We start from the raw sequence: 12,759 nt of genomic DNA on the forward strand, positions 1-12,759 counted from the left end.
GGTGCGGTGACGTTCCGCCGACCGAATCGGGGCCGCGATCCGTTTGCGTGGATCGGGTGACGAATCATGACGGAATGTGTGACGGGCGCGTGATTCTCCTGCCTCTCGCGTGACTTTCGTCATCCCGGGTTTCAGTTATGGGCGTCAAATCTCCGAAGCGCAGCGGCATATGACAAAAGTCGCTTGCCGGAGGTCATTCCGTTTCGGCCCGCCCTACCGCTAGGGTCGCCAGGCAGTGTTTCCGGAGCACACCGCCAGGCCGAACCGGCGGGCGTGGACCGGGACCGGTGATCCGCCGCTTGGGCGGGGAGCCGTGCCCTCGGGGGGAGGGAAGGATGCCAAGCATGTCCGTACCCGTGCCACGGCAACGGGAGGTGTTGACCGCTCAGCCCCGGCCCGTAGCGATGCCCGAGACAGGGCTCACGCTGCTGGTGATCGAGGACGATCCGGCCTGCGCCGTCACCGTGCCGGAGTTGCTCGACGACGACGGCACCCGGCTGCGCATCCGCACCGCCCGCAACCTCACCGAGGCGGCCCGGCTGCTCACCGAGGACGTCCACTGCATCCTGCTCGACCTGGCCCTGCCCGACCGCGGCAAGGCCGCCGGTGACGCCCTCGACACGCTGCGGCAGGTGCTGCGGCTGGCTCCCGCGCACGCCGTGTTGGCGCTCACCTCCGAGGGCGACACGGAGCGCGCCGCCGAGGCGGTGCGCGTCGGGGCGCAGGACTACCTCTTCCGCGACGAGCTCAACGGTCGGGTGCTCGGCCGCGCCATCCGCTACGCCGTGGAGCGCAAGCGCGCCGATCTCGCGCAGCGCCAGCTCAGCGAGTCGCGGCTGCGCGCCCAGGAGAACGCCCGGCTGGAGCGCGGGCTGTTGCCCACCCCGCTGCTGGAGGGCTCCAACCTGCGCTTCGCCGCCCGCTACCGCCCGGGCCGCAGCCGGGCGCTGCTCGGCGGGGACTTCTACGACGCGGTGCGCACCGCGGACGGTACGGTGCACGCGATGATCGGCGACGTCTGCGGGCACGGCCCCGACGAGGCGGCGCTCGGTGTCGAACTGCGCATCGCCTGGCGCGCGTTGACCTTCGCCGGGCTCTGCGGCGACCGGCTGCTGGACACCCTGCAGCAGGTGCTGGAGCACGAGCGCGCGGATGACGAGATCTTCGCGACGCTGTGCACGATCGACATCGCCCCGGACGGCCGCCGCGCCGGGGTCTGCCTGGCCGGCCATCCCTCGCCGCTGGCGATGCGCCCCGGCCAGCCGCCGCGGCTGCTGCCGTACGAGGAGAGCGGCCCGGCGCTGGGTCTGTTGCCGAACGCCCGCTGGCCGCGCCGACAGGTCGAACTCGGCGACTCCTGGAGCCTGATGATGTACACCGACGGGCTGATCGAGGGCCGCGTCGGACAGGGCAGCCGTCAACGGCTCGGCCAGGAGGGCATGGTGGACATCGCCACCCGTCAGCTGGCGGCCGGGCTGCGCGGCGAGTCGCTGCTGGACGCCATGGTCACCGAGGTACGGGCGTTGAACGGCGGGGAGTTGACGGACGACCTGGCGGTGCTGCTGCTGGAACGGGGCGGCGGGTCCGCGCCGCGGCCCTGACGGTCGCCGAGGAGCACGTACGGCGGGTGCGCGCCGTGGACCTTGCGGTCGTGCGGGTCAGCGGCCGTTGAAGGGGCCGTACGGCCCGTCCGAGCTGGAGCCGCGGCGCCGTCCGCCGCCGCGGCCGCCGGAGACCTGCCGCAGCGCGGGCCGCACGTCGACGATGTACACGATCGTCGCGATCAGCCCGATGATCGGCAGGAACGAGAAGATCCCCATGAAGAGGTTCACCGCCGTCGCCAGCCCCAGGATGATCAGCCAGAAGGGCTTGGTCTGCTTGTCGGCGGCGCGATAGGCGTCCTCGCGCCGGAAGGCGGAGTCGACGAACGCGAACAGGCTGAAGAGCAGCAGGCCAAGGGAAACATAGGAGAGGAGCTCGCCGAATTTCTCCATGAGCACGTGGTCCACCGCCTCGTTGATGTGTCGATGTGCCTGGCCTGCCACGGTACCGGGTGGGCGGAGCGATGACGCGGGGCGTGCCCGCTCCGCCCGTGCCGGGTGCTACTCGCCGGCCTTGGCGCCCGGCTTCTTCGCGGCGGGCTTGCGGCCCGGGGCCGGCTTCTTGGCGGCGGGCTTGGCGGCCGCGGCGGCGGCCCGGGGCTGGGTGGAGCCGCCGGTGGCGCCCGCGGACCCGTTGGCCGCACCGCCCGCGGGGGCCGCGGCGGAGCCGGCGGTGGAGGTCCCGGAGCCTGCGGTGGACGCCCCGGAACCGGCGGTGGAGCCGGAGTCGGCCGGCGGCTGGGCGGGCCGGCTGGCGGCGCTCTCGGTCGCCTCCTCGGGCTCGCCGCGCCAGTTCCGCACGGTCTCCCGCCCGTGCTCGGCGACCTCCTCGTAGGTCTCCCGCGCCTTGACGACCAGCTCGACGGCGCGCCCCACGCCCTGCAGGGCGAGGTCCTGCGCGGTGTCCCGGACCTTCTTCAGGTCGGTGTCGAGCGAGCCGAGCAGCTCGACGAGCTTCTCCTGGGCGTCCTTGGCCTGCTGCGTCACCAGCTCCTGCACGGCCTGCGGGTCGGTGTTCCGCACGGCGGCGATGCGCTCCGGGGCCTCGGCGCGGATCTTGTCGACGAGCGCCGGCACCTCCTTGAGCTTCTGGGCGGCCAGGTCGGCCGTGCCCGCCATGAAGTAGAGGGGGGTGGGGTCGGTGAGGGACTTGCGCACGTCGTCGGTGATGGCCATGGCGAATGGTCCTCCCGGATGGGTGGGTCGAGGGTCAGGCGTCGTCGGCGCGGACGCCGCCGTCGGTGGTGCTGGAGTCGTGGGTGTCGCCGGCTTCGGCGCCGCCGGTGGGCGCGTGTCCGTTCTCCTTGCGGAAGGACTCGTAGATCTGGAGCAGCACCTGCTTCTGCCGCTCGTTGATCGACGGATCGGCCAGGATCACGCTTCTGACCTCCGCCTCCTCCCGATCCCGCTCGTCGAGGATGCCGGCCTGGACGTAGAGCGTCTCGGCGGATATCCGCAGCGCCTTGGCGAGCTGCTGAAGGATCTCGGCGCTCGGCTTGCGCAACCCGCGCTCGATCTGGCTGAGGTACGGGTTCGACACCCCCGCGGCATCGGCGAGCTGGCGCAGCGAGAGCTGGGCGGTGCGCCGCTGCTCGCGCAGGAAGTCGCCCAGGTTGCCGACGTTCAGTGATGCCATGGCTCCGATGGTGCCGCGCCCTGCTAACTTTTGCAAGCGAATGCTTGCAAGAGTGCTATGTGTCGCCGGCCCGGGAAAAAAAGATCTTGTGTCGGGGCGACGGCGGCGTTAGCGTCGTGCTCATGACTGCCGGGTCGGCCATGGGCCGTGAGCGAGTGAGGTACCCGGCCTCCGCTTGAGGCCGGCGTGGGCGAGGGGCCCACCGTTTCGTTTGGCGCTTTCAGTTCTCTGCTCTGAGCACTTCCCCTCAACGGGTCACGCCATGTGGCGGACCAGGAAAGCAGCGCATGCCAAACGATTTCAATCAGCAGGTCATCGAGGAGTTCCGCGCCAACGGCGGGCGGGTGCGAGGCCCCTTCGAGGGGGCGCGCCTGCTGCTGTTGACCACCACCGGGGCGCGGTCGGGAGCCCGGCACACCACGCCGGTGGGCTTCCTCCCCGATGTGGAGCGGGTGTTGGTGATCGCATCCGCGGGGGGCGCGCCGAAGCACCCGGCCTGGTTCCACAACCTCGTCGCCCAGCCCCGGGTGACCGTCGAGGACGGGCTGTTCACCTATGACGCGCGGGCCGTCGTGCTCCAGGGCGCGGAGCGGGACGAGGCGTTCGCGCGGGCGGTGGAGTCGGACCCCGGATGGGCCGAGTACCAGGCGAAGACGGAGCGCGTGATACCGGTGGTGGCGCTGGAGCCGATCCCGGACGGCCCGCCGAAGCCGACGGCGACGTCCATGGGGGCGGTGCTCCAGCAGGCGCACGACGGCATACGCCGCGAACTGGCGCTGGTGCGCGCGGAGATCGCCGCGTCCGGGCCGGGGCTCGGCGCCCAGCTGCGCGTCAACTGCCTGACGCTCTGCCAGGGACTGCACAACCACCACGCCGGCGAGGACGCCGGGATGTTCCCGTTCCTGGCCGGGCGCCACCCGGAGCTCGCGCCGGTGCTGGAGCGGTTGCGCGAGGAGCATGTGAAGATCGCGGCCGCCCTGGAGGGGCTGCGCGAGGCGGTCTCCGCGCGGGGGGTGGAGCCGGCGCTGGTGCTGGCCGAGGTGGAGCGGCTCGCGGACGAGCTCGAAGGCCATCTGCGGTATGAGGAGCAGGAGTTGATCCCGCTCCTCGACGCGTGAACTCGGGCGCCGCGGAGCGGGTACGCCCGGGGAAGGGCGTACCCGCTCCGCGGCGCGGGAGTGTCAGCCGGCGACGGGCGGGATGACCGCCTTCGGCGTGTGGGTCGGGACGAGGGTGACCTTCTTGGCGCCCGGGTTGAGGTCCCTGTGGATCACGCGGGAGACGGCCTGGATGGTGTTGATGCCGTCGGTGTCGGTGCGGACGTCGTGCGTGAGGACCGTCATCGTGTAGGTGCGGCCGCCGCCGGTGAAGGCGCCCAGGCTGTGCACCCGCCAGCCGTGCGTCTTCCGCGGCAGCCAGCCGTTCTTGACGTGGACCTTCACGGTGCTCGGGGCGCCGGCCGGGGTGCCCCAGCGCTGGTCGGCGACGACCTTGTTCATCAGCTTGAGGATGTAGGCGCGCGCGCTGTCGCTGAGGACCTTGTTCTTGGTGGTGATCAGGGACAGCAGCTTCTGCTCGTCCCGCACGTTGATCTGGGTCAGGCCCCAGTACCGGTCCGGCCGGTCGGGGTCGAGGGTGGTCCTGGTCATCCCGGCGGCCTTGAGGAAGCCCTTGACCTTGGAGGTCCCGAGCTGCCTCCACAGCGCGGTGGTGGAGTCGTTGTCCGAGCGCGTGATCATCGCGGTGGCGAGCCGGGACTCGCGCTCGGTGAGCTTCCGGTTGCTCTTCTTGGCGTCCCACAGCAGCGTCGCCAGGACGGTGACCTTCACGGTGCTCGCCGAGTCGTACCGCTGGTCCCCGCGCAGCGTGCAGACGGTCTTGGTCGCCGGGTCGTTGAGCCCGACGGCCACCGTGCCGGGGCGGCCGCGCAGCGCCGCGGTGATGTCCTTGGTGAGCTTGTCCGCGAGGCCCGCCTTGGCCGAGGTGCAGACGACCTTGGGAGCGGCAGCGGCGGCCGGTGCGGCGTGGGCGGTCCCGGCGGCCAGCGCCGTCGGGACGAGCACCCCGGCGGCCACGACCGCGGAGAGTGCCCCGCGGGCGCGCCGAGATATCCCGTTCTGCGACATGAGAGGGTCCCCCGTTGCGACTAGATGATGATCTTTGTGCTTCGACTCACTAGATGCGTCGGCAACGGAAAACGGTTGTGCGGAGAATGTTGAGGTCTGGCAACGATGCTGGCCGGAATGGGGTGTCGGGGCACGGGGCGCGCCTGCCACCCTGATGGCAGTGACGGTCCTGATGCTCCGCTCAGATCTGTGGCCGCCAGTAGGGTGAGCCCAGAGCGGTACGACGCGAGACGGGGGCAACGCCGTGCAGAACGACGGGATTTCACCCGGCGCCACGAAGACGCGCGAGACGCCGGCGGGGCAGCCGAGGGGGGCCCGGGCCCGGCGGGCCGGGGCGGGTGCGGTGACCGGCGCCACCCGCACGGACCGCCGGCGCGCGCGGACGCGCGGCGCGCTGATCGGCGCGGCCCGCGCGATCCTCTCCGACCAGGGCCCCGCCGACGTCAGCATCCAGCAGATCACCGACCGCGCCGATGTCGGCTTCGGCTCCTTCTACAACCACTTCACCAGCAAGGCCGAGCTGTTCGAGGCGGCCGTCGCGGACACGCTGGAGGAGTACGCCACGCTGCTGGAGGAGCGCACCGCCCGGCTCGACGACCCCGCCGAGTCCTTCGCGGTGGGCGTCCGACTGACCGGCCGGCTCGCCGAGACCCACCCCGAGGTCGCCCGCATCCTGCTCCGCACGGGCATGAACTGCCTGCACGAGGAGTGCGGTCTGACCACGCGCGCGACGCGCGACATCGAGCTGGCGGTGGCCGCCGGGAGCTTCCGCGTGGCCAACTCCCAGGTGGCGCTGGCGGGTGTCGCCGGGGCGCTGCTGGGGCTGGTCGAGCTGACCCTCTCCCGCCCGGACGGCGCCGGCCCGGAGGTGTGCGAGGAGATGGCGGAGCTGATGCTGCGCATGCTGGGCATGGCCCCGGACGACGCCCATGAGGTCGCGCGGCGACCGCTGCCGGGGGAGCACCCCGTGACCGCGGGGACGGCGACCGCCGCGCCGCGACCTCGCGCCGGGACGGAGGCCGTCGGTTTCCGGCCGGACGCCGGGGCGCCGCCCGGGTGAGGGGTGCGCGGCCCCCCGCCGTACGGGGTGCGGGAGCCGAACGGGCGGGCCGGCGACGGCGGTGCGCCCAGCGGCCGGGAGAGCCGCCCCTCGGGCCCCGGGGCCGCTCCCGCCCGGGCGCCGTGGCCTCGTGGCGCCCGGACGCCGCGGTGTCGTACCCCACAGGCGTCGCGGGGCGGTGCCGCCCAGCGGTCGCGGTGTCGTCCCTCTCAGCCGTCGCGGCGTCGTACCCCTCAGATGGCGCGGTGCCATGCCCTCAGGCGGCGTACGGCCGCACCGCGCGGGCGTCCTTCAGGGCCCGCGCCCACCAGGTGAGCTGGTCGAGCAGGCTCTTGGCGGCGCCGTCGGGGCCCGTCGGGTCCTTGGGGCGGCCGTCCTCGTCGAAGCGCGCCCAGGCCTGGTGGAAGCTGACGGTCTCCCGGATGGTGACCGCGTGCAGTTCGGAGAAGACCGGGCGCAGATGCTCGACCGCGCGCAGGCCGCCGGAGAGCCCGCCGTAGGAGACGAAGGCCACGGGCTTGGCGTGCCACTCGGTGGAGTGCCAGTCGAGCGCGTTCTTCAGGGAGGCGGGGTAGCTGTGGTTGTACTCCGGGGTGACCACGACGAACGCGTCGGCGGCGGCCAGCCGCGGGGTCACCTCGGCCAGCGCGGCGGCCGCCTCCGCGTCCGGCTGGTGGCTGAGCTCGGACGGCAGCGGTGTCCTGGCCAGGTCGATCACATCGACCTCCAGTCCGCCGTGGGCGCGGGCGCGCTCGGTGAACCAGTCGGCGACGACCGGGCCGAAGCGGCCGTCGCGGGTGGAACCGACGATGACGGCGACGCGGAGCGGAGCGGCGGGGGTTGCGGAAACGTTCTTCGTGGTGTCCATGCGTCGAGAATCCGACTTAAACCAAGGTTGAAGTCAAGCTAGTCTCGGGATCATGTCCCAACTTTCCTGGAAGACCCACGAACTCACCGTCGGAGAGCTGTCCCAGCGCAGTGGGGTGCCCGCCTCCGCACTGCGCTTCTACGAGCGGGAGGGCCTCATCCACAGCCGCCGGACCAGCGGCAACCAGCGCCGCTACACCCGTGACACGCTGCGCCGGGTGGCGTTCGTGCGCGCGTCGCAGCGGGTGGGCATGCCGCTGGCGCAGATCCGCGACGTCCTCTCGATGTTCCCCGACGACCATGTGCTGACCAAGGACGACTGGGCGCAGATCTCCCGCTGCTGGAGCAAGGATCTCAACGAGCGGATCGAGCAGTTGGAGAACCTGCGCGACCATCTGACGGACTGCATCGGCTGCGGCTGCCTCTCCATCGCCAAGTGCGCGCTGGCCAACCCCTACGACCGGTTCGCCGAACAGGGCGCCGGGCCACACCGGTTGCTCAAGAACTGACCCTGGCGGGGGCGCGGGCGTGCGGCGGCTCGGGCGTGCGGCGGTTCAGAAGACGTCCGGGCACCACGGCCGGCGTGGGGTGCGCAGCAGCAGGTCGGCCCGCGCGGCCGCGCCGGTCCGCTCCTCGGCCACCCGGCCCAGCGCCGCCAGCCGCACCGCCGACTCGTCGCCCAGCCACAGCGTGCCCAGGTCGGCGATGTCCAGGGCGAGATCGGCGGACCGGGTGGTGGGCGCGCAGCTCGCTCCGTCCGGGCCCGCCTCCAGCAGATAGCGGCCGCCGGCCAGCCCCGCCCGGTCGGTCAGCTCCAGCACCAGCGTGTCCGCGCATCCGTAGCCGCGGGCCTCCAGCAGGCGGGGCACGTCCAGCGGCCGCAGCCACAGGAAGTCCGCGTGCGCGACCACCGTGGCCGCCCGCGGGTCCGGCAGCAGCAGCGGCAGCAGGTCGTCGGGGGCGCGCAGCCCGGTCCTGACCCGGGTGACCCAGTCGACCGACATCACGTAGTGCCACAGCGCGCGCTCGGCGGCCGGGGAGGCGGCGAGCAACTGCACCACGGTGGCGGTGTCGTGCGGGCGCTTCGCCTCCCAGCGGTCGTCGGAGACGTACGCCACCAGCCCGTCGACCGAGCCCTCGGGGGAGCGGTAGACGGCGTAGAACGGCTCCTTCCAGCCGTTGTCGGGGTAGCCGAGCTCGCCGGTCTGGATCAGCCACCAGCGCTCCGACCGCTCGATGAAGCCGGGCCGGGTGGCGCGCAGCCGGTCGTGCAGGGCGGGGCCCAGGGTGCGCACCGTCGCGGCGTCGACCAGGTCGATCCGGGCGCCGTCGACGGGGCCGGAGTGCCGCGGGTCCAGGCCGGAGCGGGCCACGTCGATCTCCCACTCGGTGACCCAGGCGGCCGGGCCGAAGCCGAACCGCCCGTAGATCGGGTACTCCGCGGCGATCAGCGACGCGGCGGCGTCCCCGCGCTCCCGGGCCGCCCGCAGCTCGCGCTCCATCATCCGGCCGAGCAGGCCCCGGCGACGGTGGGTGGGCGAGACCGTGACATTGCTGATGCCGCTGGTCGGCACGGCCGCCCCGCCGACCGCGGTCAGCTCCAGGGCGAAGCTGCGGAACGTGGCCACGCAGCGGTCGGCCTCGCTGTCGAACGCCCCCTGCGTCCGGTCGAGATCGATGCCCGTGCGCCGGAACTCCAGCTCCTCCTTGGTGACCTTGGGCGGTTGGAGGAAGCCGATGTGCAGCGCGCGAATCCAGTCGGCGAGATCGGAGTCGCCGACCGTCCGTATGTCGAGGCCCATGTCCTCAACGCTAGGTGCCGTCGGGCCCTGCCCGCATGTGGTTTTGGCGGCCGCCGTCAGAACGCCGCGCGGATCTCGCCCACGCGTTCGCCGCCGCCCAGCAGCGGGGCGTCGCCGATGCGGGCGAGGACCGGGGAGGAGACGCCGAGGTGGGCCAGGGCGCGGGCCAGGACGGGGCCCAGGGCGCGGGTGGCGCCGTCGTCGACCTTGAACGCGAGGGCCCGGCCGTCGGGGAGGGCCACGGCCTGGACCGCCTCGGCGCCCATCTTGGCGAGGGTGCCGGGGAGCTCGCGCATCAGCCAGGTGTCGGGGCGGCGGGTGCCGGCGACGTACTCGGGGTGCGCCCGCATCGCGTCGGCCACCCGACGCTCGGGGGTGCCCGGGTCGGCGAGCACGAAGGAGCGGAAGGCGCGGGCCAGCCCGGTGAGGCTCAGCGCCATCAGCGGGGCGCCGCAGCCGTCGGTGCCCACATGGGTCACCCGCTCGCCGCCGGCCGCCTCCACGACCTCCCGGGTCAGCTGCTGCAGCGGGTGGGCGGGGTCGAGGTAGCTCTGTCGCGGCCAGCCGGCCACGGCGCAGGCGGCGAGCATGGCCGCGTGCTTGCCGGAGCAGTTCATGGTCAGCGGGTCCCGGACCCGGCCCGCCGCCAGGTAGCTCTCCGCCTCGACCGGGTCCAGCGGCAGGTCGGGCGGGGTCTGCAGGGCGGTGGCGGGGAGCTCGAACTCGGCCAGCATCTTCTCCACCAGCGCCAGGTGGAACGGTTCTCCGGAGTGGCTCCCGGCGGCCAGCGCCAGCCGCTCCCCGGACAGCTCCAGACCGGCCCGCAGCACCGCGGCCGCCTGCATCGGCTTGTTGGCGGAGCGCGGGAAGACCGGCGCGTCCGGGTCGCCCAGCGCCAGCTCGACGCCGCCGTCGGCCGCCAGCACCACCAGCGACCCGCGGTGGTGGCCCTCGACGAAGCCGGAGCGTACGACCTCGGCGAGGACCGGGCGTATGGCGGTGGCGGTGCTGGAGGAGGTCATCGTCGGCCTTCCGGGGGTGGTGCGCGACCTGCCCCCGGGGCCGCCGAGCGGAGCGGGAGACCCCGCCCTCCGTACGGAGCCGCGCGCCGCGCGGGGCCGACGGGTCAGGCGAGCAGGTCGTCTACTTGTGCTTCTCCCTCACGGTACCTGCGCGCGATCTCGGCACTGCAACCGTCCGCCGTGTGCTGGAGCTGCTGACGCCGCCGCGAAACCTGCTGCTCGTAGCTCATCAGCCGCCCCATCGCGCCGTGCAGCTCCTCGTCGGTGCGGGCGCGCAGGTCGGAGAGCTCGACCTCGGCGAGCATCGCGTCGGCCAGCCGCCGGTACTCCTCGCTGCGCGGGGTGCCGAGCGTCACATGGCGCGCGGAGGTCCGCTGCCGCGAGGGCTCGTCCGCCAGGATCTCCGGCAGCCGGTCCAGCACCGGCTGCGCCGGGACCGAGGCCACCGAGCGGTGGCCCAACTCCGCGCGGAGGATGTCGATCCGGCCCTGGAGCAGCCGGCGCACATAGCTGAGGTCGGCCTCCTCCCGCTGGGAGCCGCGCCGTAGCTTGCGCAGCTCGGCGAGGTGCAGGCCGTCCAGGCGCCGCTCGTCGTCGGTTGTCGTACTCATGGCTCTCCGTCCCCTCGCCACGCGCCCCGGCCGCGTGGCCTCGTCACGCACTGGCAGCACGCATCGTGCCACTCTGCGTCAGGGGCGCGCATAGGCATGCGCGGAGGCGGTGCCCTGTGGCACGCAGGCATGATGGTGCCCATGCGTGCTGTGGTACAGAGAGTGGACGGGGCGAGCGTCGTCGTCGACGGCGAGACGGTCGGCGAGATCGCTGGTCAGGGGCTGTGCGTGCTGGTGGGGGTGACCCACGAGGACACCGCGGAGAAGGCCGCTCAACTGGCCCGCAAACTGTGGACGGTACGCATTCTGGAGGACGAGAAGTCATGCTCGGACATCTCCGCCCCGCTGTTGGTCATCAGCCAGTTCACCCTCTACGGCGACGCCCGTAAGGGTCGGCGCCCCACCTGGAACGCGGCCGCGCCCGGCGAGGTCGCCGAGCCGCTCGTCGACGAGGTGGTGGCCCGGTTGCGGGCCCTGGGAGCGCAGGTGGAGACGGGCCGCTTCGGAGCGTCCATGCGGGTCTCGCTCACGAACAACGGCCCGTTCACCGTGCTGATCGAGGTGTAGTACAGGCGACGTAGCCGGGCTACGGCTCTACGACGACCTCCTGGGCCGCCGCCGTGGTGTCCACGATCAGCGGGGCGTCCACCGGAACGTTCCGCTTCACCAGCGCCAGCGCGATCGGGCCCAGTTCGTGGTGGCGGGCGGAGGTGGTGACGAAGCCGAGCTGGCGGCCCTCCTCGCCGTCGGCGGCCAGCCGCACCGGCGCGCCGTGCCCCGGCAGCTTCACCTCGCTGCCGTCCAGGTGCAGAAAGACCAGCCGGCGCGGCGGCTTGCCCAGGTTCTGCACCCGCGCGACGGTCTCCTGGCCGCGGTAGCAGCCCTTCTGGAGGTGGACGGCGGTGCCGATCCAACCCAGCTCGTGCGGGATGGTGCGGTGGTCGGTCTCCATGCCCACCCGCGGCCGGTGCGCCTCCACGCGCAGCGCCTCGTACGCCAGCATGCCGGCGGCCGGGCCGTGGGCCGCGGCGAAGGACTCCAGCTCCGCGCGCGGCAGGAAGAGATCGCGGCCGTGGGCGGTCTCGCGCACCACCGCGTCCGGCGGTGCGGTGGCGATGGAGCCGGCCGGCAGGTGCACCACGGCACAGGCGTCGGTGCGGTCGGCGATCTCCACCCGGTAGAAGAACTTCATGCTCTCCAGATAGGCGATCAGCGCGCCCTGGGTGTCGGGCTCCACATGGGCCCAGGTCGTCTCGCCGTCGTCGACCAGGTAGAGGGCGTGCTCGATGTGGCCGTGCGCGGAGAGGACCAGCGCCTCGGTGGCCTGGCCCGGGGGGAGTTCGCTGACGTGCTGGGTGAGCAGCAGATGCAGCCAGCTCAGCCGGTCGGCACCGCTGACCGTGACCACCCCGCGGTGCGAGAGGTCCACGAAACCGGTGCCGTCGGCGAGCGCGCGCTGCTCACGGAACAGGTCGCCGTAGTGCGCGGCGACACCTTCGTCGGGGCCCTCGCCGGGGACGGCGCCGGGCAGCGACAGCAAAGGGCTCTTCATGCAGCACAGCCTACGACTTGGCGTCCGGGCCCCGTCCCGGCCGCCGGCCGCTCTTGGCGGCGCAGTCGGCGCACCGGCCGTAGATCGCGAAGTGCTTGAGATCGGTCTCGAAGCCGAAGGTGTCGCGCAGCTGGGAGGCGAACTCCTCGGTCACCGACAGATCGGCTTCGATCACGTCCGTGCAGTCCCGGCACACCAGGTGGATGTGGTGGTGCCGGTCCGCCAGGTGGTACGTGGGCGCGCCGGGGCCGAGGTGGGCGTGGCTGACCAGCCCCAGCTCCTGGAGCAGCTCCAGGGTGCGGTAGACCGTGGAGATGTTGATCCCGCTGGCGGTGCGGCGCACCTCGGTGAGGATGTCGTCGGGGGTGGCGTGCCCGAGGCGCTCGACGGCCTCCAAAACGAGCTGGCGCTGCGGGGTCAGGCGGTATCCGCGCTCCCGCAGATCGGATTTCCAGTCGGTACTCGCCACCCGCCCAGTGTAG

Annotated in this window: 15 protein-coding genes; 5 read left to right on the top strand and 10 right to left on the bottom strand. The window is 72.8% G+C overall.

Features of this window, described 5'->3' with window-relative positions; all coding sequences use genetic code 11:
* Positions 1 to 344 precede the first annotated feature (344 nt).
* Positions 345 to 1,601, top strand: coding sequence for a PP2C family protein-serine/threonine phosphatase (locus CD790_RS32155; RefSeq protein WP_144386922.1), 1,257 nt, complete (start codon positions 345 to 347; stop codon positions 1,599 to 1,601).
* Positions 1,602 to 1,658: 57 nt separating this feature from the next.
* On the opposite strand, the gene CD790_RS32160 is transcribed toward CD790_RS32155, so the two are convergent.
* The 3 genes from CD790_RS32160 to CD790_RS32170 all read right to left on the bottom strand — a co-directional run bounded on the left by CD790_RS32160 (position 1,659) and on the right by CD790_RS32170 (position 3,237).
* Positions 1,659 to 1,994, bottom strand: coding sequence for a DUF2516 family protein (locus CD790_RS32160; protein WP_144386981.1), 336 nt, complete (start codon positions 1,992 to 1,994; stop codon positions 1,659 to 1,661).
* 108 nt (positions 1,995 to 2,102) lie between these two features.
* Entirely contained in the window at positions 2,103 to 2,777 is a 675-nt protein-coding gene (locus tag CD790_RS32165) for a hypothetical protein (protein ID WP_144386923.1), read from the bottom strand.
* Positions 2,778 to 2,811: 34 nt separating this feature from the next.
* Positions 2,812 to 3,237: a helix-turn-helix domain-containing protein gene (locus tag CD790_RS32170; RefSeq protein WP_260868049.1), complete on the bottom strand. Its 426-nt coding sequence runs from the start codon at positions 3,235 to 3,237 to the stop codon at positions 2,812 to 2,814.
* A 287-nt stretch (positions 3,238 to 3,524) separates the two neighbouring features.
* Between CD790_RS32170 and CD790_RS32175 the strand changes: the two genes are divergently transcribed.
* Entirely contained in the window at positions 3,525 to 4,355 is an 831-nt protein-coding gene (locus CD790_RS32175) for a nitroreductase/quinone reductase family protein (protein ID WP_144386924.1), read from the top strand.
* Between the two features lie 63 nt (positions 4,356 to 4,418).
* Here CD790_RS32175 and CD790_RS32180 read toward each other — a convergent pair whose 3' ends face one another.
* Positions 4,419 to 5,363, bottom strand: a complete 945-nt coding sequence (locus CD790_RS32180; RefSeq protein ID WP_144386925.1) for a serine hydrolase — start codon at positions 5,361 to 5,363, stop codon at positions 4,419 to 4,421.
* Between the two features lie 343 nt (positions 5,364 to 5,706).
* Here CD790_RS32180 and CD790_RS32185 point away from each other — a divergent pair, with 343 nt between their 5' ends.
* Complete coding sequence (locus tag CD790_RS32185) at positions 5,707 to 6,423, top strand: TetR/AcrR family transcriptional regulator (protein WP_260868050.1); 717 nt, start codon at positions 5,707 to 5,709, stop codon at positions 6,421 to 6,423.
* 256 nt (positions 6,424 to 6,679) lie between these two features.
* On the opposite strand, the gene CD790_RS32190 is transcribed toward CD790_RS32185, so the two are convergent.
* A complete protein-coding gene (locus CD790_RS32190; protein ID WP_144386926.1) occupies positions 6,680 to 7,291 on the bottom strand; it encodes an NADPH-dependent FMN reductase in 612 nt (203 codons plus the stop codon).
* A 52-nt stretch (positions 7,292 to 7,343) separates the two neighbouring features.
* Here CD790_RS32190 and soxR point away from each other — a divergent pair, with 52 nt between their 5' ends.
* The gene (gene soxR, locus CD790_RS32195; protein WP_144386927.1) at positions 7,344 to 7,799 is read left to right on the top strand and encodes a redox-sensitive transcriptional activator SoxR; all 456 of its coding nucleotides are present in this window, start codon (positions 7,344 to 7,346) and stop codon (positions 7,797 to 7,799) included.
* A 45-nt stretch (positions 7,800 to 7,844) separates the two neighbouring features.
* Here soxR and CD790_RS32200 read toward each other — a convergent pair whose 3' ends face one another.
* The 3 genes from CD790_RS32200 to CD790_RS32210 form a co-directional block, all read right to left on the bottom strand.
* Complete coding sequence (locus CD790_RS32200) at positions 7,845 to 9,092, bottom strand: GNAT family N-acetyltransferase (RefSeq protein ID WP_144386928.1); 1,248 nt, start codon at positions 9,090 to 9,092, stop codon at positions 7,845 to 7,847.
* A 56-nt stretch (positions 9,093 to 9,148) separates the two neighbouring features.
* On the bottom strand, positions 9,149 to 10,114 hold the full coding sequence (locus CD790_RS32205) for an asparaginase (protein ID WP_144386929.1): 966 nt from the start codon (positions 10,112 to 10,114) through the stop codon (positions 9,149 to 9,151).
* A gap of 104 nt (positions 10,115 to 10,218) precedes the next feature.
* Complete coding sequence (locus CD790_RS32210; protein WP_144386930.1) at positions 10,219 to 10,725, bottom strand: aerial mycelium formation protein; 507 nt, start codon at positions 10,723 to 10,725, stop codon at positions 10,219 to 10,221.
* 141 nt (positions 10,726 to 10,866) lie between these two features.
* On the opposite strand from CD790_RS32210, the gene dtd reads away from it, so the two are divergent.
* A complete protein-coding gene (gene dtd / locus CD790_RS32215) occupies positions 10,867 to 11,292 on the top strand; it encodes a D-aminoacyl-tRNA deacylase (RefSeq protein ID WP_144386931.1) in 426 nt (141 codons plus the stop codon).
* Between the two features lie 19 nt (positions 11,293 to 11,311).
* Here dtd and CD790_RS32220 read toward each other — a convergent pair whose 3' ends face one another.
* Together CD790_RS32220 and CD790_RS32225 are read right to left on the bottom strand one after the other, a co-directional pair.
* Positions 11,312 to 12,277, bottom strand: a complete 966-nt coding sequence (locus CD790_RS32220) for a folate-binding protein YgfZ (protein ID WP_144386932.1) — start codon at positions 12,275 to 12,277, stop codon at positions 11,312 to 11,314.
* A 10-nt stretch (positions 12,278 to 12,287) separates the two neighbouring features.
* Complete coding sequence (locus CD790_RS32225; protein ID WP_144386933.1) at positions 12,288 to 12,746, bottom strand: Fur family transcriptional regulator; 459 nt, start codon at positions 12,744 to 12,746, stop codon at positions 12,288 to 12,290.
* Between the last annotated feature and the right edge of the window lie 13 nt (positions 12,747 to 12,759).

It is taken from the genome of Streptomyces sp. SAJ15 (assembly GCF_007595705.1).
In the GTDB taxonomy this organism is placed as follows: Bacteria; Actinomycetota; Actinomycetes; order Streptomycetales; family Streptomycetaceae; genus Streptomyces.

Coding starts and splice junctions, on each gene's coding strand:
- CD790_RS32165 (WP_144386923.1), bottom strand. CDS start 2,777: ATGGCCATCACCGACGACGTGCGCAAGTCCCTCACCGACCCCACCCCC.
- CD790_RS32155 (WP_144386922.1), top strand. CDS start 345: ATGTCCGTACCCGTGCCACGGCAACGGGAGGTGTTGACCGCTCAGCCC.
- CD790_RS32210 (WP_144386930.1), bottom strand. CDS start 10,725: ATGAGTACGACAACCGACGACGAGCGGCGCCTGGACGGCCTGCACCTC.
- CD790_RS32180 (WP_144386925.1), bottom strand. CDS start 5,363: ATGTCGCAGAACGGGATATCTCGGCGCGCCCGCGGGGCACTCTCCGCG.
- CD790_RS32160 (WP_144386981.1), bottom strand. CDS start 1,994: ATGGAGAAATTCGGCGAGCTCCTCTCCTATGTTTCCCTTGGCCTGCTG.
- soxR (WP_144386927.1), top strand. CDS start 7,344: ATGTCCCAACTTTCCTGGAAGACCCACGAACTCACCGTCGGAGAGCTG.
- CD790_RS32205 (WP_144386929.1), bottom strand. CDS start 10,114: ATGACCTCCTCCAGCACCGCCACCGCCATACGCCCGGTCCTCGCCGAG.
- CD790_RS32175 (WP_144386924.1), top strand. CDS start 3,525: ATGCCAAACGATTTCAATCAGCAGGTCATCGAGGAGTTCCGCGCCAAC.
- CD790_RS32190 (WP_144386926.1), bottom strand. CDS start 7,291: ATGGACACCACGAAGAACGTTTCCGCAACCCCCGCCGCTCCGCTCCGC.
- CD790_RS32170 (WP_260868049.1), bottom strand. CDS start 3,237: ATGGCATCACTGAACGTCGGCAACCTGGGCGACTTCCTGCGCGAGCAG.
- CD790_RS32220 (WP_144386932.1), bottom strand. CDS start 12,277: ATGAAGAGCCCTTTGCTGTCGCTGCCCGGCGCCGTCCCCGGCGAGGGC.
- dtd (WP_144386931.1), top strand. CDS start 10,867: ATGCGTGCTGTGGTACAGAGAGTGGACGGGGCGAGCGTCGTCGTCGAC.
- CD790_RS32200 (WP_144386928.1), bottom strand. CDS start 9,092: ATGGGCCTCGACATACGGACGGTCGGCGACTCCGATCTCGCCGACTGG.